This is a genomic window from Nocardiopsis sp. CNT312, from assembly GCF_000515115.1.
Taxonomy (GTDB): domain Bacteria; phylum Actinomycetota; class Actinomycetes; order Streptosporangiales; family Streptosporangiaceae; genus Nocardiopsis.
In genome coordinates, this window is the sequence record NZ_AZXF01000031.1 from 35,612 (window position 1) to 62,369 (window position 26,758).

At 70.5% G+C, this 26,758-nt stretch carries 22 protein-coding genes and 1 tRNA gene; 8 read left to right on the forward strand and 15 right to left on the reverse strand.

Going from position 1 to position 26,758, the window contains the following annotated elements:
* Nucleotides 1-14: 14 nt before the first annotated feature.
* The 3 genes from B042_RS0114730 to pruA all read right to left on the reverse strand — a co-directional run bounded on the left by B042_RS0114730 (nucleotide 15) and on the right by pruA (nucleotide 3,798).
* Nucleotides 15-935: a Bax inhibitor-1/YccA family protein gene (locus B042_RS0114730; protein WP_028648951.1), complete on the reverse strand. Its 921-nt coding sequence runs from the start codon at nucleotides 933-935 to the stop codon at nucleotides 15-17.
* 171 nt (nucleotides 936-1,106) lie between these two features.
* Nucleotides 1,107-2,033 carry a proline dehydrogenase family protein gene (locus tag B042_RS0114735; RefSeq protein ID WP_028648952.1) on the reverse strand — a complete coding sequence of 309 codons (927 nt, stop codon included), beginning with the start codon at nucleotides 2,031-2,033 and terminating at the stop codon, nucleotides 1,107-1,109.
* A 139-nt stretch (nucleotides 2,034-2,172) separates the two neighbouring features.
* The gene (pruA, locus tag B042_RS0114740; protein ID WP_028648953.1) at nucleotides 2,173-3,798 is read right to left on the reverse strand and encodes an L-glutamate gamma-semialdehyde dehydrogenase; all 1,626 of its coding nucleotides are present in this window, start codon (nucleotides 3,796-3,798) and stop codon (nucleotides 2,173-2,175) included.
* Between the two features lie 222 nt (nucleotides 3,799-4,020).
* Here pruA and B042_RS0114745 point away from each other — a divergent pair, with 222 nt between their 5' ends.
* Nucleotides 4,021-5,796 (forward strand): PucR family transcriptional regulator, encoded by a 1,776-nt coding sequence (locus B042_RS0114745; RefSeq protein WP_036555142.1) that lies wholly within the window; start codon nucleotides 4,021-4,023, stop codon nucleotides 5,794-5,796.
* Between the two features lie 239 nt (nucleotides 5,797-6,035).
* Here B042_RS0114745 and B042_RS0114750 read toward each other — a convergent pair.
* From B042_RS0114750 to cysC, 8 genes are all read right to left on the reverse strand, one after another.
* Nucleotides 6,036-6,109 (reverse strand) — tRNA-Leu (locus tag B042_RS0114750).
* Nucleotides 6,110-6,227: 118 nt separating this feature from the next.
* Nucleotides 6,228-7,604: an NAD(P)/FAD-dependent oxidoreductase gene (locus B042_RS0114755; RefSeq protein WP_028648955.1), complete on the reverse strand. Its 1,377-nt coding sequence runs from the start codon at nucleotides 7,602-7,604 to the stop codon at nucleotides 6,228-6,230.
* A 314-nt stretch (nucleotides 7,605-7,918) separates the two neighbouring features.
* The gene (locus B042_RS0114760) at nucleotides 7,919-8,890 is read right to left on the reverse strand and encodes a Ppx/GppA phosphatase family protein (protein WP_028648956.1); all 972 of its coding nucleotides are present in this window, start codon (nucleotides 8,888-8,890) and stop codon (nucleotides 7,919-7,921) included.
* Nucleotides 8,887-9,492: a DUF501 domain-containing protein gene (locus B042_RS23310; protein WP_036555145.1), complete on the reverse strand. Its 606-nt coding sequence runs from the start codon at nucleotides 9,490-9,492 to the stop codon at nucleotides 8,887-8,889. The genes B042_RS0114760 and B042_RS23310 overlap by 4 nt, the downstream gene beginning before the upstream one ends.
* 37 nt (nucleotides 9,493-9,529) lie before the next feature.
* Nucleotides 9,530-9,901 carry a septum formation initiator family protein gene (locus tag B042_RS0114770; protein ID WP_028648957.1) on the reverse strand — a complete coding sequence of 124 codons (372 nt, stop codon included), beginning with the start codon at nucleotides 9,899-9,901 and terminating at the stop codon, nucleotides 9,530-9,532.
* Between the two features lie 141 nt (nucleotides 9,902-10,042).
* The gene (gene eno / locus B042_RS0114775) at nucleotides 10,043-11,326 is read right to left on the reverse strand and encodes a phosphopyruvate hydratase (protein WP_028648958.1); all 1,284 of its coding nucleotides are present in this window, start codon (nucleotides 11,324-11,326) and stop codon (nucleotides 10,043-10,045) included.
* Between the two features lie 141 nt (nucleotides 11,327-11,467).
* Nucleotides 11,468-12,154, reverse strand: a complete 687-nt coding sequence (locus B042_RS0114780) for a MazG family protein (RefSeq protein WP_081748802.1) — start codon at nucleotides 12,152-12,154, stop codon at nucleotides 11,468-11,470.
* A gap of 419 nt (nucleotides 12,155-12,573) precedes the next feature.
* Nucleotides 12,574-14,109, reverse strand: a complete 1,536-nt coding sequence (cysC, locus tag B042_RS0114785; protein WP_028648960.1) for an adenylyl-sulfate kinase — start codon at nucleotides 14,107-14,109, stop codon at nucleotides 12,574-12,576.
* A gap of 304 nt (nucleotides 14,110-14,413) precedes the next feature.
* On the opposite strand from cysC, the gene mfd reads away from it, so the two are divergent.
* The gene (mfd, locus tag B042_RS0114790; RefSeq protein ID WP_028648961.1) at nucleotides 14,414-18,004 is read left to right on the forward strand and encodes a transcription-repair coupling factor; all 3,591 of its coding nucleotides are present in this window, start codon (nucleotides 14,414-14,416) and stop codon (nucleotides 18,002-18,004) included.
* Nucleotides 18,005-18,068: 64 nt separating this feature from the next.
* Here mfd and B042_RS0114795 read toward each other — a convergent pair whose 3' ends face one another.
* Nucleotides 18,069-19,745, reverse strand: coding sequence for a DUF6350 family protein (locus tag B042_RS0114795; RefSeq protein WP_028648962.1), 1,677 nt, complete (start codon nucleotides 19,743-19,745; stop codon nucleotides 18,069-18,071).
* A gap of 136 nt (nucleotides 19,746-19,881) precedes the next feature.
* Here B042_RS0114795 and B042_RS0114800 point away from each other — a divergent pair, with 136 nt between their 5' ends.
* Nucleotides 19,882-20,364, forward strand: coding sequence for a DUF1707 domain-containing protein (locus tag B042_RS0114800; RefSeq protein ID WP_028648963.1), 483 nt, complete (start codon nucleotides 19,882-19,884; stop codon nucleotides 20,362-20,364).
* An 85-nt stretch (nucleotides 20,365-20,449) separates the two neighbouring features.
* Here B042_RS0114800 and sucD read toward each other — a convergent pair whose 3' ends face one another.
* From sucD to B042_RS0114815, 3 genes are all read right to left on the reverse strand, one after another.
* Nucleotides 20,450-21,328, reverse strand: a complete 879-nt coding sequence (gene sucD, locus B042_RS0114805; protein ID WP_028648964.1) for a succinate--CoA ligase subunit alpha — start codon at nucleotides 21,326-21,328, stop codon at nucleotides 20,450-20,452.
* Between the two features lie 14 nt (nucleotides 21,329-21,342).
* Nucleotides 21,343-22,524: an ADP-forming succinate--CoA ligase subunit beta gene (sucC, locus tag B042_RS0114810; protein WP_028648965.1), complete on the reverse strand. Its 1,182-nt coding sequence runs from the start codon at nucleotides 22,522-22,524 to the stop codon at nucleotides 21,343-21,345.
* Nucleotides 22,525-22,851: 327 nt separating this feature from the next.
* A complete protein-coding gene (locus B042_RS0114815; protein WP_028648966.1) occupies nucleotides 22,852-23,253 on the reverse strand; it encodes a cobalamin B12-binding domain-containing protein in 402 nt (133 codons plus the stop codon).
* Between the two features lie 81 nt (nucleotides 23,254-23,334).
* On the opposite strand from B042_RS0114815, the gene B042_RS0114820 reads away from it, so the two are divergent.
* The 5 genes from B042_RS0114820 to B042_RS0114840 are packed head-to-tail and all read left to right on the forward strand — an operon-like array spanning nucleotide 23,335 to nucleotide 26,506.
* Nucleotides 23,335-23,640 (forward strand): hypothetical protein, encoded by a 306-nt coding sequence (locus B042_RS0114820; RefSeq protein ID WP_231494100.1) that lies wholly within the window; start codon nucleotides 23,335-23,337, stop codon nucleotides 23,638-23,640.
* Nucleotides 23,641-23,695: 55 nt separating this feature from the next.
* Nucleotides 23,696-25,114: an AlkA N-terminal domain-containing protein gene (locus B042_RS0114825; protein WP_081748800.1), complete on the forward strand. Its 1,419-nt coding sequence runs from the start codon at nucleotides 23,696-23,698 to the stop codon at nucleotides 25,112-25,114.
* A 2-nt stretch (nucleotides 25,115-25,116) separates the two neighbouring features.
* Nucleotides 25,117-25,677 (forward strand): methylated-DNA--[protein]-cysteine S-methyltransferase, encoded by a 561-nt coding sequence (locus tag B042_RS0114830; protein ID WP_036555149.1) that lies wholly within the window; start codon nucleotides 25,117-25,119, stop codon nucleotides 25,675-25,677.
* Nucleotides 25,678-25,726: 49 nt separating this feature from the next.
* Entirely contained in the window at nucleotides 25,727-26,257 is a 531-nt protein-coding gene (locus B042_RS0114835; protein WP_028648970.1) for a hypothetical protein, read from the forward strand.
* A gap of 9 nt (nucleotides 26,258-26,266) precedes the next feature.
* On the forward strand, nucleotides 26,267-26,506 hold the full coding sequence (locus B042_RS0114840; protein WP_028648971.1) for a hypothetical protein: 240 nt from the start codon (nucleotides 26,267-26,269) through the stop codon (nucleotides 26,504-26,506).
* Nucleotides 26,507-26,758: the final 252 nt, after the last annotated feature.

Consider the following 26,758-nt stretch of genomic DNA (forward strand, 5'->3'; position numbering starts at 1 on the left):
CCGGGGCTCGGGTCCTACTCGGAGAACATCGTCTTGATGATCCAGAGCATGCGCAGGATCTCGATGTAGAGCCACACCAGCGACACGGTCAGGCCGAAGGCGAACTGCCAGGAGTACTTGCTGGGGATCCCGGCGGCGATGCCCTCCTCGATCCCGCGGAACTCGATCGCCAGGGTCAGTGCGGCGATGACCGCGAACACCAGGCTGACGATCAGTCCCAGGAAGGTCGGCTCGCGCAGGCCCAGGCCGCCGGAGACGAAGAAGCTCAGCGCGAAGTTGACCAGGATCAGCGCGAAGGCGCCGAGTGCGGCGAAGGCCACGGCCTTGACGAAGCCGTCGGTCACCTTGATCACGCGGAACTTGTACAGCGCCAGCATCACGCCGAAGACCAGGACGGTACCGACGACCGCCTGGGTGACCAGGGAGCCGCCCGCACCGGCATCACCGGTGGACAGCTCCAGCTGCCAGGCCAGCACCGCTGAGAGCCCGCCGACGAGCAAACCCTCCAGCGCGGCGTAGGGCAGGATCGCCGCGGGGCTGGTGATCTGCTTGAACGCGATCACCAGGCCCAGCACCAGGGCGCCGATCATGCCGACGAACATCAGCCCCATGGCCATGCCCGGGCTGACGTAGGTGAAGAGGAAGTAGTTGACGACGGCGAACAGCACCACGGTGCCGAGCGTCATGCCGGTGCGCACGACGACGTCGTCGATGGTCATCCGCTGGACGCCCATACCCTGGGCGGGCCCCGCCGGGTAGCCCTGCTGCGGGTAGGGCTGTCCGTAGCCCGGCTGCCCGTACCCCTGCTGGGGGTAGCCCTGCTGGGGGTGAGGCTGTCCGTAGCCCGGCTGCCCGTACCCCTGCTGAGCGTAGCCGCCGGATCCGGACTGCTGAAGCACCCGCTTGAGCGCGGGGTTGGAACTCCGCATCCGCATGTCTCGTCTTGGCCTTTCGCGCGTGGTTAACTGCCCACAAGGTAACGTATCGGCCCTCTCACGGGTTCCGCACCCGTGTCACCGTTGGGATACCGGCACCCCGAGCAGCGCGGACGGCGGCGGTGGCGGGCGGGAAGGGAATGGGCCGGGACGCCCCGCCCGCCACCGGGCTCAGTTCCGGGTGACCAGCGAACGCGCCATGAACAGGACGTTGGCCGGCCGCTCGGCGAGGCGGCGCATGTAGTAGCCGTACCACTCGTCGCCGTAGGGCACATAGACGCGCATGCGTTTGCCCTCCGCGGCCAGGCGCACCTGCTCGACGTCGCGGATCCCGTAGAGCATCTGGTATTCGTAGTCGTCGTCCGAGCGCCCGTTGGCCTCGGCCATCTCCCCGGCGATCGCGATCATCCGCGGGTCGTGCGAGGCCACCATGGGGTAGCCCTCGCCCTTCATGAGGACGCCCAGCGCGCGCACGTACGCCTTGTCCACCTCGGCCTTGTCCCGGAAGGCCACCGACGCGGGCTCGTCATAGGCCCCCTTGCACAGGCGCACGCGGGACCCGGCGCCGCTGAGATCGCGGCAGTCCGCCTCGGTGCGGTGCAGGTAGGCCTGGAGCACGGCGCCCACGAACGGGAAGTCCGCGCGGAGCTCGCGCAGGATGCCCAGTGTGGAGTCGACGGTGGTGTGGTCCTCCATGTCGAGGGTCACCGTCGTACCGATCGCCTGTGCGGCCTCGGCGATCCTGCGTGCGTTGTCCAGGGCGATCCGCTCACCGTCCCGGTCAAGGAACTGCCCTACAGCCGACAGTTTGACCGACACCTCGACGCGGTCGCCCAGGCCGGCCTCCCCCAGCGCGGCCAGCAGGTCCCGGTAGGCGGTCACCGTGGCGGTGGCCTGCTCCCGGTCGGTGGTGTCCTCCCCCAGGAAGTCGAGTGTGGCGTAGCGGTCCCGGGCCAGACCGGAGACGACGGGCAGCGCCTCCCCGAGTGTGGATCCGGCGACGAAGCGGTGGACGAGACCACGGGTGACGGGTGTGCGCTCGACGATCTTCCGGCAACTGGCGGATCTGCCGGCGAGCAGCAGGGGTTTGCGGAGCATGGAGACCTCCGGGGAAGCGTGTGTGAGCCGTTCGGCTCGCGCGGACTGCGGGTATCGCCGGAGGAGACCGACGGAAGTGGCGGGTCGCCGCTCCCTCAAGGGGAAGCGGTAGAGCGGCGACCCGCCGTGAGGAAGGCCTCTAGCCCATGTGCGGGTAGGAGGAGTCCGTCGGAGCGACGAAGGTCTCCTTGATGGAACGCGGGCTCGCCCAGCGCGACAGGTTCTGCGCCGAACCGGCCTTGTCGTTGGTGCCGGAGGCCCGGGCGCCGCCGAAGGGCTGCTGGCCCACGATGGATCCGGTCGGCCGGTCGTTGATGTAGAAGTTGCCCGCGGTGAAGCGCAGGGCCTCGGTCGCCCTGGCGACCGCCGCGCGGTCGTTGGCCAGGATGGCGCCGGTCAGGGCGTAGGCGGAGCCCTGGTCGACGGTCTCCAGGATCTCCTCGAACTTCTCGTCCTCGTAGACGTGGACGGCGACGACGGGACCGAAGTACTCGGTGCGGAACACGTCGTGGGTCGGGTCGGAGCCCTCGATGATGGTCGGCCGCACGAAGTAGCCCACGGAGTCGTCGGCGGTACCGCCCGCGATGACGGACAGGGTCGGGTCGGCCTCGGCGTCCTTCAGGACCTTGGCGAGCTTGTCGAAAGCGCGGCGGTCGATCACCGCCCCGATGAAGTTGGACAGGTCGGTGACGTCGCCCATCTTCACCGCCTCGGTCTCGGCGACGAGGTCGTCACGGACCCGCTCCCAGACGGAGCGGGCAACGAAGGCACGCGAGACGGCCGAGCACTTCTGGCCCTGGTACTCGAAGGCCCCGCGGACGATCGCGGTGCGCAGGACGTCCGGGTCGGCGGATGCGTGGGCGACGATGAAGTCCTTGCCCCCGGTCTCACCGACGATGCGCGGATAGCTGCGGTAGTGGGAGATGTTCTCCCCGACCGTCCGCCACAGGTGCTGGAAGGTGCGGGTCGAACCGGTGAAGTGCACACCGGCCAGCTCCGGGTCGTTGAGCGCGATGTCGGAGACGGCGAGGCCGTCGCCGGTCACCATGTTGATGACGCCCGGGGGCAGTCCGGCCTCCTCCAACAGGCGCATCGTGAACTCGGCGGCGAACTGCTGGGTCGGGGAGGGTTTCCACACCACCACGTTGCCCATGAGGGCCGGGGCGGTGGGCAGGTTGCCGGCGATGGCGGTGAAGTTGAAGGGCGTAATCGCGTAGACGAACCCCTCCAGCGGGCGCTGCTCCATCCGGTTCCATACACCGGGCACGCTCAGCGGCTGCTGTTCGATGAGGCCGCGGGCATAGGAGACGTTGAAGCGCCAGAAGTCGATGAGCTCGCACGCCGAGTCGATCTCCGCCTGCTGCACGGTCTTGGACTGGCCGAGCATCGTGGCGGCGTTGACCGTGGCACGCCACGGGCCGGCGAGGAGTTCGGCCGCGCGCAGGATGATGGCGGCACGGTCGTCGAAGGACATCGCCCGCCAGGCCGGTGCGGCGGCCTTGGCCGCGGCGATCGCGTCACGGGCGTCGTCGTGGGTGGCGTTGGCCGTGGTTCCCAGGACAGCGGAGTGTCGGTGCGGCTGCACGACGTCGATGCGCTCGCCCCCGCCCATACGGCGCTCACCGCCGATGTGCATCGGCAGGTCGATGCGCTCCCCGCCGAGCGCGGCGAGCGCGGCGACGAGCTCGTCGCGCTCCGCGCTGCCGGGCGCGTACGACAGAACGGGTTCGTTCTTCGGCAGCGGGACGTTGGTCACGGCGTCCATGGGGCACCTCCCTGGAAGTCTGTCCCTGTTCGAGGCAGGGTTGAGCTGATTCCAAGCTCTCAGAATCAGGGCCGCGCATCCTTGTGGACGAGGCCACTCTTTGCCAGGCTTATTTGTCTAATGGAACAAAATAGGGCATACATGTTTTCTGACTCCCCATCGGCGGACCGTCGCACCGCACGCGAACGGTCCGTACCCCCCGATCCTGTGAGGAAGCACACCATGCCTGTTCACGAAGGGGAAAAAGGGCATCACAAGATCGGAATCCCCCTGCGCCGCCTCCTGCTGGTCGTGGGCGACCCCGTGATGGACGTGGCGGCGGCCCCGGCCGGCCTGGATGTGCGGGTGGACAACGTCACCATCCTCGACCCGGAGGACCGTGCTGAGGCCCACACGGGCGACCTCGTCCTGCTCATTGGCGCCCGCGGCGGCGCGGCCCGCAGACTCGTACGCGCCCTCGCCGACCAGGGCGCGACGGCGGTGGCCGTCAAGACCGGCGGACACGCCCCTCCGGAGGAGGTACTGCCCGCGGGCTCCAGCCCCCGAACACACCGGCGTGCGGGCAAGGACGAGATGGCGGGGCTGCGCGCCGAGGCCCAGGATGCGGGGATCGCCCTGCTCGCGGTCCGTCCGGAGGTGCGCTGGGACCAGTTGCAGTCGGTGTGCCAGAACATCGTGCACGACACCCGCCCCTCCGCCCCGGACGAACTGGGGGAGGCCTCCGGGGACCTGTTCTCCATGGCTCAGACCATCGCCCGGCTGACCAACGGGCTCGTGTCCATCGAGGACGCGGCCAGCAGGGTCCTCGCCTACTCCTCGGGTTCGGAGGTGGACGAACTGCGCCGCCTGTCCGTCCTGGGCCGCCGGGGCCCCGAGCCCTACCTCTCCGTGCTGCGCGAGTGGGGGGTCTTCACCAAACTGCGGTCGGGTGAGGAGGTGGTCCGTATCGACGAGCACCCCGATCTGGGAATCCGCCGCAGGCTGGCCATCGGCATCCACGCGGGGAGCCAGCCCCTCGGGGCGATCTGGGTGCAGGAGGGCTCGGAGCCCCTGTCCGAGCACGCGGAGGAGGCCCTCCTGGGGGCCGCCCGCACGACCGCGCTCCACATGATCCGGCAGCGCACGCAGACCAGCGCGGGGCTGCGGCTGCGCGAGGACCTGCTGTCGAGTCTGTTGGAGGAGCGGATCGACGCCGCGGCTCTGGCCGACACGGTGGAGGTGCACACCGACCGGGGGGCACTGGTGGTCGGGTTCTCCGTGGCGAACCAGGCCGCAGCGGACAGCGAGGGCGACCCCTCCGGGGAGGAGCGGCCCGGGCCGCGCGACCGGCCCGAACGCGAGTTGCGGCTCCGGCAGCTCATCGACCTGGTGTCGGTGCACACGGCCGCCTACCGCCGCAGCTCCTTGGTCACCGAACTGAACGGACGGGTGTACGTACTCCTGCCCGACCTGGTACGCGGCCGGGAAGGGTGGCTGGGGGTGGAGCGGTCCGTGCTGGCCCTGACCCGCAAAACGGTGCTCGCGGCCCGGTCCACACTGGACCTGGAGGTCCAGGCGGCGGTGGGATCACTGGTGGAGCGGCTGGCCGACGTACCGTCCTCACGCGCGGAGGCGGACCGGGTGCTGGACGCGATGGGCCGGGACCTGGAGCGCGGAATGTCGTGGGAGGTGGCGACCATCTCCGACGTGCGTTCCAAAGTCCTGATCAGCGAGACCCTCGCCTATCTGCGGGACGATCCGTCACTGCGCGATCCGAGAGTGAGCCGACTGGTCGAGCACGACCGCTCGGGAGGCGCGGACCTGGTGCACTCGCTCCTCGTCTATCTGGAGGCCTTCGGAGACGCGCGTGTGGCGGCCGAACGGCTGCACATCCACCCGAACACCCTGCGCTACCGCGTACGCCGCGCGACATCGATCAGCGGGATCGACCTGGGCGACCCGGGTGAACGGCTCTTCACCCAGCTCCAACTGCTCCTGGAACTCCACGGCCCCGCCTGACCCCGCGAGCAGGCCCCGGGCGGCCCCCCGTCTGCCCCCAAGGCGACGGCCGGAAGCAGCGCGATCGGTGTACCGGTCCCTGCAGGAGGAGTCGCTGCCGCAGCGAGGAACGCGCCGGGAGGGGCTGCGTCCGGAGGCCGTCCGTTGAGGGCGGCGGCGGGCTGGCGGGCGGCGAAGAGACCGGTTCTCCGCGCCGCGAGCGACGTTCCGGGCCCGCGAGGGACCATGAACACAGTCAGTACCCCCGGTCGGACTCGAACCGACACTTGTGACCCTTTTAGGGGGCCTGCCTCTTCCATTGGGCTACGAGGGCGTGCCCATCATACCGGCCGGGGCGATTGACCACTTTGCCGGAAGTTGGCCGGAATAGGACACGAAACCGCCGACTCCCGGGGGAAGCCGGCTGTTTCGTGCGTATACGCTGTCCCGGATCAGCTGACCCTGCGGAGGCGGCCGTCCTCGACCTGCGTCTGGCTGGCCTCCTCGAACGCCTGGCGCGGCTCCACCATTTCCGGAAGCGCGGCGAAGTCACGGCGCAGGAGGAAGGCGAGCGTCCAGTCGGCGAGGACGCGCATCTTCCGGTTGAAGGTCGGAACCGCGTACAGGTGGTAGGCGCGGTGGGCGTACCAGGCGAGGCGGCCGTTGAGCTTGACCACGCCGAAGAGCTGCGCGGCGCCCTTGTGCAGGCCGAGCCCGGCGACCGCACCGAGGTTCTTGTGGCGGTAGGCCTTGGCCTGGCCGCCCCGGAGCGCGGCGATCACATTGTCGGCGAGGACCGGGGCCTGGCGGACCGCGTTCTGGGCGTTGGGCGGGTAGTAGCCGCCGTTGCCGTCGGGCACCTGGGCGTTGTCGCCTCCGGCGAAGGCGTTCTCCACGCCGTTGACAGTGAGGTACTCGCTGGTGTCGATGTGGCCCTTGGGCCCCAGGGGAAGGTCGCTGGCGGCGACGACCGGGCTGGGCTTGACACCGGCGGTCCACACCAGAGTGCCCGCGTCGAACTCGGTACCGTCGCTGAGCCTGATCCGCTGGTTCTCGGCCGACTCCAGGAACGTCTTGAGCCGGACGTCGATGCCGCGGCGCCGAAGCTGGTTGAGTGCCTTGGTGCCGACCTCCGGACCGACCTCGGGCAGGATCTTGTCCGCGGCCTCGATGAGGTAGAAGTGGACGTCCTCGAGGTCGATCGAGCTGTAGATGCGGACCGCGTCGCGGACGAGGTCCTCCAGTTCGGCGATGGCCTCGGCCCCGGCGAACCCGCCGCCCACGAAGACGAAGTTCAGCGCCTTGGCTCGGATCTCCTCGTCCTCGGTCGAGTCGGCGATGGCGAGCTGGTCCAAGACGTGGTTGCGGAGGTAGGCGGCCTCCTCCACGGTCTTGATCCCGATCCCGCACTCGGCCAGGCCGGGGATGGGCAGCGTGCGCGAGATCGCGCCGGCCGCCATCACGATGTAGTCGTAGCGGATGGTCTCGGACTCGCCCACGTTGGGTTCGTAGCGGACCGTGCGCTCGGCGTGATCGATGCGCACGACGCGGCCGCCCAGGACACGGGTCCGGTCGAACACCTTGCGCAGGGGGACGACCACGTGGCGCGGGGAGATGCTGCCGGCCGCGGTCTCGGGCAGGAAGGGCTGGTAGGTCATGTAGGAGTTCGGGTCGATCACGGTGATACGGGCCTCACCGGCACCGAGCTTCCTCTCCAGCCGCCTCGCGGTGTACATCCCGAGGTAACCGCCGCCGACGATGAGGACGTGCGGGATCTCCGCTTCGTCCCCGCCGCCGTGTACCAGCCGGTAGTTCCTGCTCTCGGTCATCGCATATCCGCCCTAACGGTGTCTTTCGACTTCCTTGCCCACGTTCGCGAGGAGCGCTACGAGCCCTTCGCCCGGATCGCACTCGTGTCGAACCCTTGGTGCGTTACGTCTGTATTACTTGTGCATTCTTTCACAAGCGACTACCGACGAGAAGGTTCACATCCGATCACCTTCTCACCACCACCCGACCCATACCTGCGAAGTCTCCGCAGGTCAGAGGGTTGTGAATGCTTTCACAAGCAGTTCCTCAAGTGACACGTCTCACCCAGCGTGGTCTCCCCGGCCCTGGGAAGAGCCGGTTCAGCCCCCCGCCGTCACACCAGGCTCCAGGCCACACCGTCGAGGATGTCCTGCTCACTCGCGGTGAAGTGGTCCGCGCCCGTACGGGCGAGCAGCCGGGACAGCACCAGGGCCCCCGCGCCGATCACATCCACACGGCCCGGATGCATGACCCCGATCTGCGCCCGCTCCCCGTGCGTCGACGCGAGGAGGTCGGCCGTGATGCGCTCCAGGTCACCGACCTCGACCCTGGCATGGTGGATCCGCTCCGCGTCGTACTCGGGCAGCCCGAGCGCTATCCCCGCGACGGTGGTCGCCGTCCCCGCCACACACACCACCGAACCGGCCTCGCGCAGCGGAACGGTCCGCTCCACCTCGTCCAGCACGGCGTCGATGTCGGCGGTGGCCGCCGCGACCTGCTCGGGCGTGGGCGGGTCGGAGCGCAGGTGCCGCTCCGTCATCCGCACGCAACCGATGTCCACCGACACCGCGGCGCGGACGAGCTCGCCGTCCGTACCGCCCAGGACGAACTCGGTGGAGCCGCCACCGATGTCCACCACCAGAAACGGCGGGGCGAACACACCCGTCTCCAACTCGTCGCCGCCCCCGAGTTCGGCCGTGGCCCCCACGAAGGACAGCTCCGCCTCGTCCAGACCGGTGACCACCTCGGGCTCGACCCCGATGATCTCTCGGACACCGTCAACGAACTCCTGGCGGTTGCCCGCGTCGCGCGTGGCGCTCGTCGCCACCATACGCACGGACTCCGGACCCGGTTCGATGCCGTGCGCCCGGAGCGCCTCGGCGTACCCGCGCAGCGCCTCGAAGGTGCGCTCCAAGGCCTGGGGCGAGAACACCCCCGTCTCGTCGACACCCTCACCCAAGCGGACGATCTCCATCCTCCGGTCGACGTCGACCACCTCGACCTCGTCTCCGCCGATGCGCACGACCTCGCAGACCAGCAGCCTGATCGAGTTGGTTCCGCAGTCGATGGCCGCGACACCGCTCATGAAACGTCCCCTCCGTCGCCCGCGGGCGCTCCGTCCTCCACGCACACACACGGCCCCCGGTCCCACCAGTTTGGCAGCTCCTCCAGTGCCTGGGCCCCGAAGGGGTTGACACCCGGAACCGCCAGCTCGTGGGCGACCAGCGCGTGCAGGCACTTGACCCGCGTCGGCATGCCGCCGGTGCTCTGCATGCCCTCGGGCAGCGGTTCGACGCCGTCGAGACGCGCCTGCTCGGCGCGCTGGGCCAGATACGACTCGTGCGCCGCGGTGTAGGCGTCCCGGAGCCCGGCGTCCTCACCCAGGCGCTCCTGCATCCGGCGCATCCGGCCCTCGTTCTCCAGCCGCCCGATCGCGGAGGCCGCGCGCGGGCAGGTCAGGTAGTAGAGCGTCGGAAACGGCTCACCGCTCTCCAGGCGCGGCGCGGTGCGCACCACGTCGGGGAGGCCGCAAGGGCACCGGTGGGCAACCCCGCGCAGGCCGCGCGGCGAGCGGCCCAACTGGAGCTCGACAGCGGCGGCGTCGCGCCCCGCCACCGGGCCCGGGGAACCGGTGCCGCCCTGGGCGTTCTCGTGCTGCCCGGGAGCGGGCTGGTCTGCGGAAGTCATGGCGGCCCAAGCCTACCGCCGCCGCGCCCCGCGCCGGTCAGGGGCCGAAGTCAGGCGAGGGGTCGTCGGCCTCCTCCACGGAGTCCCACAGGGTCGTGAACCACGGGGTGTCCGGCTCGGCCTCACCCGGGCCCGCCTCCTCGCCGTCGGGCCGGATGACGATGTAGGCGGTCTCACCGGGGTACTGGTAGTGCAGCCGAGTACGCGCCTCGCGCTCCACGTACTCGTCGCGGACGAGCTCGTCCTCCCTGATCTGGAGCTCGCCCACGCTCTCCTCCATGCGGGCCTGCTGATCACGGAGTTCGGCGATCTGCGAGCGCTGGAGGATGAACTCGCGCAGCGGATAGGCGAGGCTGAGGGCGATCACGCACACCACCACCGCCAGGATCGCCGCCCGGCTGGTGAGCATGGGCCGCACCCGGCGGGTGCGGCCCCTCTCGACCGCGGTGCCGCGCGGACTCCAGGCAGTCCTCCCGCCCGAACCGTCGGCTCGGGCACCCTCGGGGGCCTTCGGAGGTCTTTGGCTGGGTTCGCGCGGCACTGGGGCAGACTAGCCGCGCGCGGTGAACCGCGGGAAGGCCGACACGCCCGCGTACACGGCAGCGCCGCCGAGGTCCTCCTCGATCCGCAGAAGCTGGTTGTACTTGGCCACACGCTCGCTGCGCGCCGGAGCACCGGTCTTGATCTGCCCGGCGTTGGTGGCCACCGCGATGTCGGCGATCGTGGTGTCCTCGGTCTCGCCGGAGCGGTGGCTGATCATCGCCGTGTAGCCGCTGCGCTGGGCGAGGCCGACCGCGTCCAGGGTCTCGGTGAGGGTACCGATCTGATTGACCTTCACCAGCAGCGAGTTGGCGGTGTCGGCGTCGATACCGCGCTGGAGCCGCTCGGGGTTGGTGACGAACAGGTCGTCGCCGACCAGTTGGACCTTGTCGCCGAGGGTCTCGGTGAGCCGCTTCCAGCCCTCCCAGTCCTCCTCGTCGAGCGGGTCCTCGATCGACACGAGCGGGTAGGCCTCCACCAGCTCGGCGTAGTAGGCGGCCATGGCCTCGGAGGAGCGCTTCTCACCCTCGAAGGTGTAGACGCCGTCGGAGAACAGCTCGGTGGCCGCCACGTCCAGGGCGAGCGCGATGTCCTGGCCCGGGGTGTAGCCGGCCTTCTGGATCGCCTCGACGATGAGGTCCAGCGCCGCGCGGTTGCTCTCCAGGTCGGGGGCGAAGCCGCCCTCGTCGCCCACGCCGGTACCCAGGCCGTGCGACTTCAGGACCGCCTTGAGGGCCTGGTATACCTCGGCACCCCAGCGGACGGCCTCGGAGAAGGTCGACGCACCGATCGGCGCGACCATGAACTCCTGGATGTCGACGTTGCTGTCGGCGTGGGCACCGCCGTTGAGGATGTTCATCATCGGCACGGGCAGCACGTGCGCGTTCGGGCCCCCGACGTACCGGTACAGGGGCAGGCCGGCCTCGTCGGCGGCGGCCCGCGCCACCGCCAGGGAGACACCGAGGATGGCGTTGGCGCCGATCCGGGACTTGTCGGGGGTACCGTCCAGGTCGATGAGCGCCTGGTCGATGAGGCGCTGCTCGTCGGCGTCGTGGTCGCTCAGCACGTCGAGGACCTCGCCGTTGACGGCCTGGACCGCCTTGGTCACGCCCTTGCCTCCGTAGCGGTCCCCTCCGTCGCGCAGCTCCACAGCCTCGAACTGGCCGGTGGAGGCACCGCTGGGGACGCCGGCGCGGGCGAGGGTGCCGTCGTCGAGCAGAACCTCGACCTCGACCGTCGGGTTGCCGCGGGAGTCGAGGATCTCCCGTGCCTGTACTGACTCGATGGACGCCAAGGTCTTTCTCCGTCTTCTCGGGGTCGGTCGGACCTGAAGGTTCAGGATCCGCACACGAGCGTAGCGATCCGGCCCCGGGGGCGCGCGTCCACCCGGCCGAAATGGTCTAGACCTGCTTGCCCCGCGGCTGCGCACGCGGCCTCAGCCTTCCCAGTAGCCCCGCCACTCGTCCTCGGAGAGCGTGCGGGGGTCGCGCCCCCGGGCCCGAGCCGCCTCCTCGGCCCGACGCACCCGGGCGTCGAACCTGCGCGAGGCCGCCCGCAGGTCGGCCTCGGTGTCGCGGCCCCGGGCCCGTTCGGCGGCCACCGCCGCGAACAGCCCGCCGCCCTCACCACCGTCGTCGGCGACCAGGTCGGCGGGCACCCCGTTGCGCAGCGCGCGCCGCTGGAGCTCCTCGGCCAGCAGCACCGCGGGCTGGGCGAAGGGAACACCGTCCAGGACCGAGTTCTCCCCGGTACCGCCGGCCGCCCTGGCCCTGGCGGCGCGCTCGGCGGCCTTGATGGCCTCCCAGTTGCTCTTGACCTCGTCGGCCCCCGACACCTCCACCCCGCCGAACACGTGCGGGTGACGGCGGACCATCTTGTCGATGATGGCGTCGGCCACGTCGTCGACGGTGAAGCGCTCTGGGTCGCCCTCGGGCCGCTCCGCGGCGATCGCGGCGTGGAAGACCACCTGGAGCAGGACGTCGCCCAGCTCCTCGGCCAGGAGGGACACCTCGCCCCGCTCAATGGTCTCCTGGGTCTCGTAGGCCTCCTGGATCAGGTACTTGGCCAGCGACTCGTGGGTCTGCTCACCGTCCCAGGGGCACTCCCGCCGCAGGGTGTCCATCACCTCGACCAGGCGCAGCAGCCGCTGTCCGGGTGCCTGGCCGTTTCCGAGCTCTTCCGTGGTGGTCAACCGTTCTCCTCACAGGATCGCCGTGCCACCGCGACGCCGCCGCCCGGCGCCTCCCGGCCCCGCCCCGAAGGGCCAGCGGGCACAGGGGGACTCCGTACGGGGATCGGCCGCGGCCTCTTGGTCAGCACGGAAGGTCTCGGGGCCGACGCCCGCAGCGGTCCGTGGCACAGCAGCGAACTCCTGGGGGGAGACGAACCCGGCCCCGCGCCGCGGGGCAGCGGTCCGACCACCTCTGCCCGTGTCCGCCGTCCCCTCGTCCCGGTCCCGCCGCATGGTCTCCGACCCGGTGTCCATGGCTCCAGCATAGGATCGCGTGCCACCGGGTGGCGCACCCCTCTTCCCCGCGGCCCTCACTCCCGCTCCGGCAGCCAGCCGCCCTCGCGCAGCGCGGCCAGTACCCGGGCCGCTGACTCGTGCGGGTCCTCGCCGACCGTGTGGAGCACCATGTCGGCGTCGTCCGGCTCCTCGTAGGGGTCGGACACCCCGGTGAACTCCGGGATCTCCCCTGCCCTGGCCTTGGCGTACAGGCCCTTGCGGTCGCGGGCCTCGCACACCTCCAGCGGCGTCGCCACGTGCACGAGGAAGAAGTCGCCGAACTCCTCCACCATGGACCGGACCTCGGCCCGGCTCGCGGCGTAGGGGGCGATCGGCGCGCACACGGCCACACCGCCGTGCCGGGTGATCTCCGAGGCCACGTAACCGATGCGGCGGACGTTCATCTCGCGGTCCTCCCGCGAGAAGGTGAGCCCCTTGGAGAGCATGAGCCGCACCACGTCCCCGTCCAGGAGCGTGACGGTGCGCCCGGCCCTGCGGATCCCCTGCCGCACCATCCCGGCGATGGTCGACTTGCCCGACCCCGACAGACCCGTGAACAGCAGGGTCAGCCCCCGCCGGGTCCGCGCCGGACGCAGCCGGGCCAACTCGGCTCCCACCCTCGCGGGTGTGAACCATGAGGGCAGCGCCCTCCCGTGCGCCAACTCCTCCTCCACCTCGGTGTCGCCGGGCTCGGCCCGGCGGGACCCCTCCGCCGCCTCCGCCTCGGGCCGCCACGCGGCCGTGTCCGTGTCGTAGCACCAGGGCTGGGGGGACACCAGCACCACCGGCGGGTCGAACGCCGCGGCACCGTCGGTGTCGGCACCGGCCGCCCCCGCCTCCACCAGCAGGTGCGTCGCCCCGTAGGCGGAGGCCACGTGCGCGGCCAAGGCCACGTCGCGGGCGTCCCACCGGCCGCCGAGCGCACCCCGCGACCGCGCCTCGGAGCGCGGCAGCGTGCACACGACGAACCGGGTGTGGGCCGGCAGCAGGGGCTCGGCCGCGAGCGCCGCCGGTGCCAGCCCCTCCTCCTCCAACGGCGCGTCGATGAGCACCAGCAGCTCCGCCTGCCCCAGCGCCTCGGCCTCGGCACGGATCTGGTGGAGGGCACGGTGGTGCAGGGGGCGGTCGGTGACCACGGCCAGGACGGGCCGGTCCGCGCAGGTCCCGAGCTCACGCCGGCCGCGCACCTCGGCCGGGGTGGCACGCAGTTTGCGCAGCACGCCGCCCATGGGCAGGTTGACCAGGCGCACCTCGCCGGACACACGGTGCCCGCCCCCGGACTGCCACCTCTCGCCGACCTCCAGCTCCGCCAGCGGGAAGCCCTCCGGGTCCGCCAAGACCAGCCGCTCCTGGCCGGCGAGTTCGGAGGGGACGCGCAACGTGACCGGAACCGGCCACCGGCGGCCGTCCCCGCGCGCCTCCTCCGCCTCCTGCCGGGTCATGAACCCGGGCAGGGGACAGGCACCGTTGAGGATCAGTTCCAGGTGCGCGAGCTCGTCCCGGGACGGGGTGATGACCCGCGCTTCCGGCCGACCGACCTGCGTGTTCACGAGCCCGTTGGCACTCACCACGCGTTTCCTCCCCTGTCGCGGTCCACGTCGCACCCAGCGTATGCCCGCGCCCGGGGCCTGCCCGCCCCGTGTCCGGCCACACGGAATAGGAGCAGGTCGCCACAGGTTTGCACCCGTAGGCGCCGACCACCTCGGCGCGGAGGGGACGGTGGCCGCGCCCCGAGGCGTCGTCCACAGCCCCCCGCACAGCGACGGCGGAGTCGCTAGGCTGAGGGGGACGGGCGGCCGTGCCGATCACCGCCCTCCGCCACGCAGGCCGCGACCCTTACGCCTGCAGCCGGACCACTCTCTTCCGCTTGGTGCCATGAGCCTCACTGGACTTCTCGCCGACGTCTCCCGGGACCCGGCCCTGCACAACGCGATCAATGCCGCCCGCGGCGGCCGCGATCCCCACACCGACCTCGTCGCCCCGGCCGCGCTGCGCCCCTTCATGGTGGGCGCACTCGCCGCCGACGCCCCCGTGGGCGCCGAGCGGACGGTCCTGGCGATCACCGCCACCGAACGAGAGGCCGCCGACCTCACCGACGCACTCGGGTCACTGCTGCCCGCCGACTCGGTCGCGCAGTTCCCCGCCTGGGAGACCCTGCCCCACGAGCGCCTCTCCCCGCGTTCGGACACCGTCGGCCAGCGCCTGGCCGTCCTGCGCCGCCTGGCCCGCCCCGACCCCTCCGACCCGCTCACGTCCCCGCTGCGCGTGGTCGTGGCCCCGGTGCGCAGCGTCCTGCAACCGCTGGTCGCCGGGCTCGGCGACCTCGAACCCGTGCGCGTCCGCCCGGGCGACGAGGTGTCCCTGGAAGGGGTCGTCGACGCCCTGGCCGACACCGGCTACGCCCGGGTGGACCTGGTCGAGAAACGCGGCGACATGGCGGTGCGCGGCGGCATCCTCGACGTCTTCCCACCCACAGAGGAGCACCCGCTCCGACTGGAGTTCTGGGGCGACAGCGTCGAGGACATCCGGTACTTCCAGGTCGCCGACCAGCGCTCCATCCACCCCAGGGAGGACAGCCCGGGGACCGACGCGGCCTCCGGCCTGTTCGCGCCGCCCTGCCGGGAACTGCTGCTCACCGACGCCGTGCGCGAACGCGCCCGCGCCCTGGCCGAGGAGCACCCCTCTCTCGCCGAGATCCTCGGCAAGATCGCCGACGGCGTGACGGTGGAGGGTATGGAGGCGTTCGCTCCGGTCCTCTCCGAGCGGATGGAGCCGTTCTTCTCCTACCTGCCCGGGAACGCCCTCATCGTGGGCTGCGACCCCGAGCGCATCCGAACCCGCGCGGTGGAGCTGGAGGCGACCAGCGCCGAATTCCTCGACGCCTCCTGGATCAACGCCGCCTCCGGCGGCGAGGCCCCCATCGACCTGGGCGCGTCGGCCTACATGTCCATCGCCGACCTGCGCTCCACGGCCGACGGGCTGGGGCTCCCCTGGTGGGGGCTGACCCCCTTCGACTCCGGGGACCCCGCGCGGGCCGAGGAGGACGACTCCGTGATCGTGGGTGCCTCACCAGCCGAGTCCTACCGGGGCGACACCGAGCGCGCCCTGGCCGACGTCAAGGGCTGGCTCCACGACAGTTGGAGCGTCGTGATGGTCACCCAGGGGCACGGGCCCGCCGAACGGCTCGTGGCGATGCTGCGGGACACGGGGCTGGGCGCCACGCTCTCCACCGACCTGTCCGAGCCCCCCGCTCCGGCCGTCGCCACGGTCACCACGGGGCTGGTCGAACACGGCTTCCTGCTGAGGTCGGTGCGCACGGTGGTGCTCACCGAGACCGACCTGGCCGGGCAGAGGTCCTCCACCCGCGACATGCGCCGCATGCCCAGTCGGCGCCGGGGCACCGTGGACCCGCTCCAGCTCAAGCCCGGCGACTACGTCGTGCACGAGCAGCACGGCGTGGGCCGCTACCTGGAGATGGTCAGCAGGAAGATCCAGGGCGCCACCCGCGACTACCTGCTCATCGAGTACGCCCCCTCCAAACGCGGCCAGCCCGGCGACCGGCTGTTCGTGCCCACCGAGCAGCTCAGCGAGGTCACCCGCTACGTCGGCGGCGAGGCACCGACCCTGTCCAAGATGGGCGGTGCCGAGTGGAGCAAGACCAAGAGCCGCGCCCGCAAGGTGGTCCGCGAGATCGCCGGGGACCTCATCCGGCTCTACTCGGCCAGGCAGGCCTCCCCGGGCCACCCCTTCGGACCAGACACCCCCTGGCAACGGGAGCTGGAGGACGCCTTCCCCTACGTCGAGACGCCCGACCAGCTCGCCGCGATCGAAGAGGTCAAGAAGGACATGTCCCGGTCGGTCCCGATGGACCGGCTGATCTGCGGCGACGTCGGCTACGGCAAGACCGAGGTGGCGGTGCGCGCCGCGTTCAAGGCGGTGCAGGACGGCAAACAGGTCGCCGTCCTGGTACCCACCACCCTCCTGGTGCAACAGCACATGTCCACGTTCACCGAGCGGTACGCGTCCTTCCCCGTGACCGTGAAACCGATGTCGCGGTTCCAGACCGACGGCGAGGTGGAGCTGACCCGGGAGGGGCTGCGCGCGGGCGAGGTCGACATCGTCATCGGCACGCACCGGCTGCTGTCCGACCAGACCCGGTTCAAGGACCTGGGGCTGGTCATCATCGACGAGGAGCAGCGCTTCGGCGTCGAGCACAAGGAGGCGCTCAAGCGGCTGCGCACCCAGGTCGACGTGCTGGCCATGTCGGCCACGCCGATCCCGCGCACCCTGGAGATGGGGATGACCGGCATCCGGGAGATGACCACCATCCTCACCCCGCCGGAGGAGCGCCACCCGGTGCTCACCTTCGTGGGGCCCTACGAGGACAAGCAGATCGCCGCCGCGATCCGCCGCGAACTGATGCGCGAGGGCCAGGTGTTCTTCGTGCACAACCGGGTGGCCTCGATCGACCGGGTGGCCGCCTCACTCAAGCGCCTGGTTCCCGAGGCCCGGGTGGCCTTCGCCCACGGGCAGATGAACGAGCAGCAGCTCGAACGGGTGATGGTCGACTTCTGGGAGAAGAACTTCGACGTGCTGGTCTCCACGACCATCGTCGAGTCGGGTCTGGACGTGCCCAACGCCAACACCCTCATCATCGACCGCGCCGACACCTACGGTCTGTCCCAGCTCCACCAGTTGCGCGGCCGGGTGGGCCGGGGCCGGGAGCGGGCCTACGCCTACTTCCTGTACCCGCCGGAGCGGCCGCTCACCGAGACCGCCTACGAACGCCTGGCCACGGTCGCCCAGCACACCGAGACCGGAGCGGGCATGTACGTGGCGATGAAGGACCTGGAGATCCGCGGCGCGGGCAACATCCTGGGGTCGGAGCAGTCCGGAACCATCGCGGGCGTGGGCTTCGACCTGTACGTGCGCATGGTCGGTGAGGCCGTGGCCGAGCTCAAGGGCGGACCGGAGACCGCCGAAGAGGTCGAGACACGCGTGGAACTGCCCATCAACGCGCACATCCCGCACGACTACGTGCCGGGCGAGAGGCTGCGGCTCCAGTCCTACAAGCACATCGCCAGCGTCAGCGACGAACAGGACATCCTCGCCGCCTACGAGGAGCTCACCGACCGGTACGGCACACCGCCCGAACCGGTGGACAACCTCATGGCGGTGGCGCGGTTCCGGGTGCTGGCCAAATCGGCGGGGCTGACCGATGTGGTGCTCCAGGGCCAGCAGATCCGGTTCTCCCCGGTGGAGCTGCGCGAATCACAGGAGCTGCGGCTGCGCCGGATGTACCCGAAGTCGGTGCTCAAGGACACCACGAGGACACTGCTCGTCCCGGTGCCCAAGGCCGGCGGTATCGGTGGCAGGCCGCTGCGCGACCTGGAACTGCTGGCGTGGTGCACCGAACTGGTCAACGCGATTTTCGCCCCGGGCAGCAGGGGCGCGTCCGGAGGCTGACCCGGGCCGGGGTCAGCCGCGTGCGGCGGGCCCCTGCCCGGGTCAGGAGGGGCGGAGTGGGAGCTCATCTCTGCGGGCTGTCGATCTCGTCCGGGTCGGCCTCGTAGGTGATGCCGTACATCTCCTCGGGCTCTTCCAGGGGCTGGCTGCGCCGGGCCGCCCTCGCCTTCCGGGCGGTCTTCGCCACGCGACGGGCCGCACGCTCCTCCTTTCGGTGGGCGCGCAACTCCTTTCGGGCCTCCCTGCGCGCGACGCGCTCCGCCGCCCGGTCCTCGCGGACCCTCTCCCGCGCCCGCAGCCGCTCCGTGAAGCGCTCCGCCTCCGACTGCTCCGGCTCACCGGATCCGGACTCCTCCTCGAGCGGGTGCAGCGGCGTCACCGTCGCCAACCCCTCACCCACCGGCACCTCCTCCAACAGCTTCAACTGCTCGTGTCCCGGAGACCCCTGCTCGGCCTCGGCCGACTCCTGGCCGCCACCGGCCCCGGTGGCGGCCAGGCGCATCTTGCGCGCGTACCACCAGTTGGCGATCCAGGCGGCGATCGCCGCCGCCACACCCACCTCCAAGGCTGCGACCAACCCCACCTGCCAAGCCGACGGGCCGATGTCGGTGAGCCGCTCCGCCCCCATGGGACCGCCCGCGAGCCAGCCCAGCACGGCGCATAGGAGACCCGTGGCCACACCGCACACGAACCCCCACAGCGGGGCCGCCTCACTGACCACGTCGGGGGCGCTGCGCTGGGTCAGCACCCCTCCGAACGCCCCCGCGGCGAAGGGGAGTGCCAGGGCGGCCAGCGACACCGCGGGGGCGGCCCCGTTCTCCGGCAGGACGACCAGCATGGGCAGCAGCGGCAGCTCCCCCACCGACACTCCCGTCGGTGCCACGACGGTCCCCTCGCCCACCGCGAACCCCGGGCCGAGCGCGTAGCAGACCGAGAACACCGCGGCGTTCGGCAGATAGGCGATCTGGATGAGCAGCAACAGCGTGCCGCCCACCGCCCCCGGGGCGAGGGTGCGGGTGGCCTCCACCGCGTCCGGCAGGTTCACGGCGAACGCGAGGAGGAACAGCAGCAGGCCACCCAGAAGCAGCGATCCCGTCGCCGCCGCCGTACCCACCGCGAGTGAGCGCGCCCTGCCTGGTATGAGGTCCATCAGGGCGCGGACGGTGACCCTGCGCTCCAGCATCATCTGCCGCAGCGCCCCCAGCCCTCCCGCGAGGAAAGCGATGGCAAAGCCCATGACCAGAGCGGACACCATGCCGGACTCCAGGGTCTCGGTACGGACCAGGAGGGCCAGCGTGCCCGCGATCGCCGCGTAGGGACCGGCGATCGCCAGAGCGGCCCGGTACACGTGCCGCAGGCGTCCGATCTCGCACGTGCGGGCCAGCCACCGGCCCGAACGGTACAGCAGCAGGCCGGGGATGAGCACCAGACCGATGGGCAGCAGCCCGTACCGCGCCTCCTCCACCGTGAACCCCACGCGGTGGCCCACCAGCCAGGCGGTCACGGCACCGCGGAGGAGTTCGTCGATCTCCTCCACGAACGTGGCGTGCGGCGCGGCCACCCACCCGGCGATCGTGAGCGTGACGATCACGGCCAGCCCGCTACCCGAGGCGGTGGCCGCGGCGATACCGCCGGTCGTGTAAATCGGGCGGGGGGCGTGGGTCCGGGCCCGGGGCGTGTCGACCCGTGTACGGCCCGCCCGGGGTCGGCCGCGGTCGGGGGGAGATCCTGGCGTACTCACCCGGCTTATGCTGCCAGGCCCCGGTTTGCTCGGCCGAGTCCCGGCCGGGTGTGTCGCCGGTGGAACCCCGCCGCGGTACGCGCCGTCCTAGACACCGAAGCCCGCTCTCTGTACTGATCCCCTGAAGGGAAGGCCGATGGCTGGTCCCAGCTCCGACCACGGATACCGCCTGTCCGACGACGAGCGCGACGAGGCGCTGGAGGGCCTGCGGAAGGCGCTTGAGGAGGGGCGGCTGGACCTGGCCGAACACGAGTCGCGCTCCGACGCCGCGCTGAGGGCGGTCACGTCCGCCGACCTGCTCCCGCTCTTCTCCGACCTGCCCGAACACCTGCGCCCCGCCTCGATCACCGCTCCGCACGGGGGGACGGTAGCCGAGAAGGGCGCGAAGGCCCCCGCCGGGCGCACCGGCCCGAAGGGGCGCGGTGTGAACATCGGTGGACTGGCCGGCTGGGGCGGGTTCCTGTTCTTCGTGTGGGGCCTGCCCACGCTGATCGGCGGCAACGTCACGGGCTTCCTGGTCTTCCTCGGCTTCTTCTGCATGCTCGTCCTGGGACCGGCCGTCGGCCAGTACCTGCACAACCGCCGGGAGGGCGGTCGGGGCTCCGTCGAAAGCGGCTGAGGGCAGAGACGGCTCCGCCCCGCCACCGGAGGAGGTGGCGGGGCGGAGCCGCGGCAAGCACGGAGCCCGGACGGGCGCTTTGTTCCTAGAACAGCGCGCGCGCCAGCTCGGCGGTCTCGCTGGGGGTCTTGCCGACCTTGACGCCGACGGCCTCCAGGGCCTCCTTCTTGGCGGCCGCGGTGCCCGAGGAGCCGGACACGATGGCGCCCGCGTGGCCCATGGTCTTGCCCTCGGGGGCGGTGAAGCCCGCGACGTAGCCGACGACCGGCTTGGTGACGTTCTCCTTGATGAAGTCCGCCGCACGCTCCTCGGCGTCGCCGCCGATCTCCCCGATCATCACGATGACGTCGGTGTCGGGGTCGTCCTGGAACGCCTTGAGCGCGTCGATGTGGGTGGTGCCGATGATCGGGTCGCCGCCGATACCCACGCAGGTGGAGAAGCCGATGTCACGCAGCTCGTACATCATCTGGTAGGTCAGGGTGCCGGACTTGGACACCAGACCGATGCGGCCGGGCTTGGTGATGTCGGCCGGGATGATGCCGGCGTTGGACTGTCCCGGGGTGATGAGGCCGGGGCAGTTCGGACCGACGATGCGGGTCTTGTTGCCCTTGGATCCGGCGTAGGACCAGAAGTAGGCGGTGTCGTGCACCGGGATGCCCTCGGTGATGACGACGGCCAGAGCGATCTCGGCGTCAATCGCCTCGACGACGGCGCTCTTGGTGAACTTCGGCGGAACGAAGATCACGGTGACGTCGGCGCCGGTGGCCGCCATGCCCTCGGCCACGGAACCGAACACGGGTACCTCGGTGCCGTCGAAGTCGACCTTCTGGCCGGCCTTGCGCGGGTTCACACCGCCGACGACGTTGGTGCCCGACGCGAGCATGCGGCGGGTGTGCTTGGTGCCCTCAGAGCCGGTCATGCCCTGGACCAGCACCTTGCTGTCCTTGTTCAGGAAGATAGCCATGGTTTCTTCGTCCCCTACTTCGCCGCGAGCTCGGCGGCCTGTGCGGCGGCGCCGTCCATCGTGTCGACCTGTCGAACGGCCGGGTGGGCGCGCTCGGTGAGGATCTGGCGGCCCAGTTCGGCGTTGTTGCCGTCCAGGCGCACGACCAGCGGCTTGCTGACGTCGTCGCCGCGGCCCTCAAGCAGCTCCAGGGCCTGGACGATGCCGTTGGCCACGGCGTCACAGGCGGTGATGCCGCCGAAGACGTTGACGAACACGCTCTCGACGGCCGGGTCGCCGAGGATGATCTCCAGACCGTTGGCCATCACCTCGGCGGAGGCACCGCCACCGATGTCGAGGAAGTTGGCAGGCTTGACACCGCCGTGCTCCTCACCGGCGTAGGCGACCACGTCCAGTGTGGACATGACCAGGCCCGCGCCGTTGCCGATGATGCCGACCTGGCCGTCGAGCTTGACGTAGTTGAGGCCCTTCTCCTTGGCCTTCACCTCAAGGGGGTCGCCCTCCTCGGCCACGGCGAGACTGTCGAGGTCCTGGCGGAACTCGGCGTTCGCGTCGAGGGTCACCTTGCCGTCGAGGGCGATCACCCGGCCGTCCGAGGTGAGGATGAGCGGGTTCACCTCCACGAGGGTGGCGTCCTTGCCCACGAAGGCGTCCCACAGCTTGGTGATGACCTCTGCTGCGCCCGCGGCGGCGGTCTCGGGAAGCTTGCCCGCCTTGGCGATCTCCGCGGCGACGTCCGCCGGGGCACCGGTCAGCGGATCGATGGCGATCTTGGCGACGGCGTCGGGGTTGGTCTCGGCGACCTCCTCGATCTCCACACCGCCCTCGGCGGAGCAGATCGACAGGAAGGTCCGGTTGGCCCGGTCCAGGAGGAAGGAGAAGTAGTACTCCTCCGCGATGTCGGAGGCCTCCTCCACCAGGACGCGGTGGACCGTGTGGCCCTTGATGTCCATGCCGAGGATCTGCTCGGCCTTGGCCTGGGCGTCCTCGGGACCGTCGGCGACCTTCACGCCGCCGGCCTTGCCGCGGCCTCCGGTCTTGACCTGCGCCTTGACGACGACGCGCTGCTTCCCGGCGGCGGCGAACTCATCAGCGATGGCACGTGCCTCAGCGGCCGTGCTCGCCACCTTTCCCTGGGGTACGGGAACTCCGTACTCTGCGAAGAGTTGCTTCGCCTGGTATTCGAACAGGTCCACGAGGGTCCGTCCTTGTAACTCGCTGGCTCAGTGTCTGCCGGGGTGGCCTGGTCCGGATCGGCTGTGACCCACTGATCATGTGTCACACGACGGACAGCCTGGGGGCTGAGCCGCTTCAGAAGATCGAGAACGCCGCGGAGTGCCACCCGCGACATGCGCAAAGCTTAGTCGCCCGGTATTCGGCCGCCGGACACCGGGGGCGTGTTGCCTCAGGCCGGATCCGGCTCCACTGCGCCTTTTGCGGCCCCGGCGTGGGAATTCATGTGACCAGCGACACGAAGAATCACAGCCCCATGTCCGTTTCGCTCCGCTTTGGTGCGACGAAGGTCACGCCGCGTGCGCTGGACGCACGTTCTCCCTCACCCAGTCGGCGATCTCGGCGGTCGGTGTCCCGGGCGTGAAGATCTTCGCCACGCCCAGGCCTTCGAGCTCCTCGACGTCGGCGTCCGGAATGATGCCGCCGCCGAAGACCCGGATGTCGGTGGCGCCGTGCTCCCCCAACAGCTCCATGACCCGCGCGAAGAGGGTCATGTGCGCCCCGGAGAGGATCGACAGCCCGATGGCGTCCACGTCTTCCTGCAGGGCCGCGGCCACGATCATCTCCGGGGTCTGGCGCAGACCGAGGTAGACGACCTCCACACCGGCGTCCCGCAGCACACGCGCGACGATCTTGACGCCCCGGTCGTGTCCGTCCAGACCCGGTTTGGCGACAAGGACCCTCGCGGCCATGGCACAACCCCTTCGCTGCCGTTTCGGCCCCGCGGGGCCGTACTGCGGTCTCCTCCGAAGAGTAACGCAGCCCGCCGCCGGATGGCCGCTTCCGAAGACGGGTACCTACCCGTCATGGAGGACGACTTCGAGCAGCTCAGTACCGACGAACTCCGTGACCGGGCCGTCCAGCACGCGAAGCGGCGCTGGGACGTGCGCTTCTTCTGGCGCCTGCTGAAACTCATCCCGGCCGCCGAGGCCGTGTCGGGCAGGACCGAGGTCAGTGAGGCGAGTGTCGCCCAGGCGTCGGGCTTCCTGTACGAGGCGCTCGCCGAGGAGAGCGACCCCGGGGTCCAGGAGGCGCTGCGCCCCGTCTACATCGACTACCTCAGAGAGCACGTGGACTAGACGTCCGAAAACCGCCAGCCCCGCCGGTGCGCCTTCGGCCACCATGGATGGCGTGATGGACGAAGACCAGCGCTATCGCGCGGTACGCAGCCGTGACGCCCGCTTCGACGGCGTCTTCTACACGGCGGTGCGCACCACGGGGATCTACTGCCGGCCCAGTTGCCCGGCGGTCACCCCCAAACGCGTGAACACCCGCTTCTACCCCTCCTCCGCGGCGGCCCAGGAGGCCGGCTTCCGGGCCTGCAAACGCTGCCGTCCCGACCGCGTGCCCGGATCACCGGAGTGGAACCTGCGGGCCGACGCGGTCGGGCGGGCCATGCGCCTCATCCGCGACGGAGCCGTGGACCGCGGCGGGGTCGGGGCGCTCGCCGACGCCGTCGGCTACAGCGAGCGACAGCTGCACCGGCTGCTCACCGCCGAGGTCGGCGCGGGTCCCCTCGCCCTCGCACGGGCCGAACGCGCGCAGACGGCCCGGGTCCTGGTGGAGACGACCACTATGCCGATGGCCGATATCGCCTTCGCCTCCGGTTTCAGCAGTGTCCGCCAGTTCAACGCGACCATGCGTGCCGTCTTCGACCGCACTCCGACACGGATGCGCGGGCGCGGCACGGCCCGGAGGAACCCCGGTGCCCTGCTGCTGCGTCTGCCCTACCGCGAACCCGGCGACGTTCCCGGCACGCTCCGCTTCCTGGGAGAGCGTGCGGTTCCGGGGGTCGAGGAGTACGCCGACGGCACCTACCGCCGCACGCTCGCCCTGCCCCGCGGGGTCGGCATCGTCGAGCTCTCCGCCGGAGACGGCTACGTCCGGTGCCGCCTGCGCCTGACCGAGCCGCGCGACCTCACCACCGCGGTCCGCCGCTGCCGGTCCCTGCTCGACCTGGACGCCGACCCCGTCGCGGTCGCCGAGACCTTCGCGGGCGACGGTCTCCTGGCCCCGCTGGTCGGCGCACGCCCCGGAATCCGCTCCCCTGGCCACGTCGACCCGTCCGAACTCGCCGTCCGTGCCGTTCTCGGGCAGCAGGTGTCCGTCGCGGCGGCCCGGACCCTCGCCGGGCGGCTCGTCCGTGACCACGGCGTCCCGCTCCCCGAGGGCTTGGAGGCCCTCGGCGGCGGGTTGACCCACACGTTCCCGGCTCCGGAGGCGCTGGCCGCGGCGGACCCCGCGCGCCTGTCCGTCCCGCTCACGCGGGGCCGGACCCTCACCACGCTCGCGGCGTCGATCGCCGAGGGGGAGATCGACCTCGGCCCGGGGTGCGACCGGGAGGAGACGCAGCACCGGCTCCTGGGGCTGCGCGGTATCGGGCCGTGGACCGCACACTACATCCGCATGCGGGGGCTGGGCGATCCCGACGTGCTCCTCGCCGGGGACCTGGGCGTCCGGAAGGCTCTAGGCTCCGCTGAGGGAGCGCGTTCCTGGAGCCCGTGGCGCTCGTACGCCACCCATCTCCTGTGGACCTCTCCAGAGAAGGACTAGCCATGGACCAGACAGCACTGCCACTGGACTTCGAGGAGCCGAGGGCACCGCACCGGCTGCCGGGCAAGGGGTTCCGCGAGCCCTCGGCCCCGTTCCGGTTCACCACGATGGACTCGCCGGTGGGCGAGTTGACACTGTTCGGCGACGCGACGGCCCTCAGCGGCGTGTGGACCCGGAGCAAGCGGGGTGACGAGCCGCGCCCGATCCCGGAGGGGTGGGCCGAGGACCCGTCCCCCTTCGCGGAGGCGGAGCGCCAGTTGAACGCCTACTTCGCGGGGAAGCTCCGCGAGTTCGACCTCGAACTCGCACCGGTGGGCACCGCGTGGCAGCGGAAGGTGTGGACCGCGCTCACCACGATCCCGTACGGGGAGACCGTGTCCTACGGCCGGCTGGCCCAGGAGTTGGGGCGGCCCACCGCCTCCCGGGCGGTCGGCATGGCCAACGGGCGCAACCCCATCAGCATCATCGTGCCCTGCCACCGGGTGATCGGGGCGGACGGGGCCCTGACCGGTTACGCGGGGGGTCTGGACCGCAAGAGGTTCCTGTTGGCCCTGGAGTCGTGATCCTCCCGTTTGCCACTCACAGAGCGTTTACGACCTATAGCTTTCTGACATGCCTGGTTTCGACCACGAACTCAAGGTACGGCTCTTCCAGAACAATCCGGAAGTCGTACCGACCATGCTCCGCGATGCCATCGGTTTTCCCGTCCCGGACTACAGAAGGGTCGAGTTGGGGTGCACCGATCACACCAAGCTCAAACCCGTCCCCTTCAAGTCCGACAACGTGGTCGTCCTGTACGACGAGTGCGGCGCCAAACAGATGGCGATCATCGCTGAGGTCCAGCACAAGAAGGATCTGAACAAGCCCTACTCCTGGCCGCTGTACGTGGCCACGGTCTGGGAGATCGTCCGCTGTCCGGTCAAGCTCATGGTGCTCTGCCCGGACAGCGCCACCGAGCGGTGGGCCCGGGAACCCATCCGCTTCGAGGCGGGCGGCACCGTCCTGACCCCGTCCGTGATGGGACCGAGCAACACACCCGTCATCGACGACATCGAACGGGCCCGGGCACTCCCCGAGTTGGCCGTCCTCAAGGCAGCCGAGGCCGCACTCGATCCACTGCCTGATCACGTACGTCTTGTGTGAGAGGAACTCATGGCGACCGGCACCTACGAGTGGCAGAGCGACTTCGCCCGCAAGTACGTCGGCCAGGGGCGGGAAGAAGGGCAGGTCCTGGCCAAGCGTGACATGCTCCTGCGGTTGCTGGAACGACGGCACATCCCCGTGAACGCGCGTGGGCGGTCACGGATCGACTCCTGCAACGATCTCGACCGGTTCGACCTCTGGTTCGACCACGCGGTCACCGCCACCACGTCAGACGAACTCTTCGACTGACACATCCACGGATCATTCAAGGCCCTAGCAATAAGCCGGGGCCTGTTTCGTGTCATCTTCGATTCGGCACCATGCCACTATTCACATGTTCACAAGCCCGCACACAAAAAAACAGGGCCGGAGCCACCCCCAAAGGAACAACCCCGACCCCAACAAAAAACCGTGGCAGCGACCTACTCTCCCACCCCACCACAGGGCAGTACCATCAGCGCAAAGGGACTTAACGACCGGGTTCGGAAAGTTACCGAGTGT

Excerpts from the sequence above, each read along its gene's own strand:
- B042_RS0114745 (WP_036555142.1), top strand. The coding sequence starts at position 4,021 with ATGCCTGTTCACGAAGGGGAAAAAGGGCATCACAAGATCGGAATCCCC.
- B042_RS0114820 (WP_231494100.1), top strand. The coding sequence starts at position 23,335 with ATGGCCGCTTCCGAAGACGGGTACCTACCCGTCATGGAGGACGACTTC.
- B042_RS0114755 (WP_028648955.1), bottom strand. The coding sequence starts at position 7,604 with ATGACCGAGAGCAGGAACTACCGGCTGGTACACGGCGGCGGGGACGAA.
- B042_RS0114780 (WP_081748802.1), bottom strand. The coding sequence starts at position 12,154 with ATGGACACCCTGCGGCGGGAGTGCCCCTGGGACGGTGAGCAGACCCAC.
- pruA (WP_028648953.1), bottom strand. The coding sequence starts at position 3,798 with ATGGACGCCGTGACCAACGTCCCGCTGCCGAAGAACGAACCCGTTCTG.
- B042_RS0114800 (WP_028648963.1), top strand. The coding sequence starts at position 19,882 with ATGGCTGGTCCCAGCTCCGACCACGGATACCGCCTGTCCGACGACGAG.
- sucD (WP_028648964.1), bottom strand. The coding sequence starts at position 21,328 with ATGGCTATCTTCCTGAACAAGGACAGCAAGGTGCTGGTCCAGGGCATG.
- B042_RS0114840 (WP_028648971.1), top strand. The coding sequence starts at position 26,267 with ATGGCGACCGGCACCTACGAGTGGCAGAGCGACTTCGCCCGCAAGTAC.
- B042_RS0114825 (WP_081748800.1), top strand. The coding sequence starts at position 23,696 with ATGGACGAAGACCAGCGCTATCGCGCGGTACGCAGCCGTGACGCCCGC.
- B042_RS23310 (WP_036555145.1), bottom strand. The coding sequence starts at position 9,492 with ATGACTTCCGCAGACCAGCCCGCTCCCGGGCAGCACGAGAACGCCCAG.
- B042_RS0114830 (WP_036555149.1), top strand. The coding sequence starts at position 25,117 with ATGGACCAGACAGCACTGCCACTGGACTTCGAGGAGCCGAGGGCACCG.
- B042_RS0114770 (WP_028648957.1), bottom strand. The coding sequence starts at position 9,901 with ATGCTCACCAGCCGGGCGGCGATCCTGGCGGTGGTGGTGTGCGTGATC.
- B042_RS0114730 (WP_028648951.1), bottom strand. The coding sequence starts at position 935 with ATGCGGATGCGGAGTTCCAACCCCGCGCTCAAGCGGGTGCTTCAGCAG.
- B042_RS0114835 (WP_028648970.1), top strand. The coding sequence starts at position 25,727 with ATGCCTGGTTTCGACCACGAACTCAAGGTACGGCTCTTCCAGAACAAT.
- B042_RS0114760 (WP_028648956.1), bottom strand. The coding sequence starts at position 8,890 with ATGAGCGGTGTCGCGGCCATCGACTGCGGAACCAACTCGATCAGGCTG.
- B042_RS0114735 (WP_028648952.1), bottom strand. The coding sequence starts at position 2,033 with ATGCTCCGCAAACCCCTGCTGCTCGCCGGCAGATCCGCCAGTTGCCGG.
- mfd (WP_028648961.1), top strand. The coding sequence starts at position 14,414 with ATGAGCCTCACTGGACTTCTCGCCGACGTCTCCCGGGACCCGGCCCTG.
- B042_RS0114815 (WP_028648966.1), bottom strand. The coding sequence starts at position 23,253 with ATGGCCGCGAGGGTCCTTGTCGCCAAACCGGGTCTGGACGGACACGAC.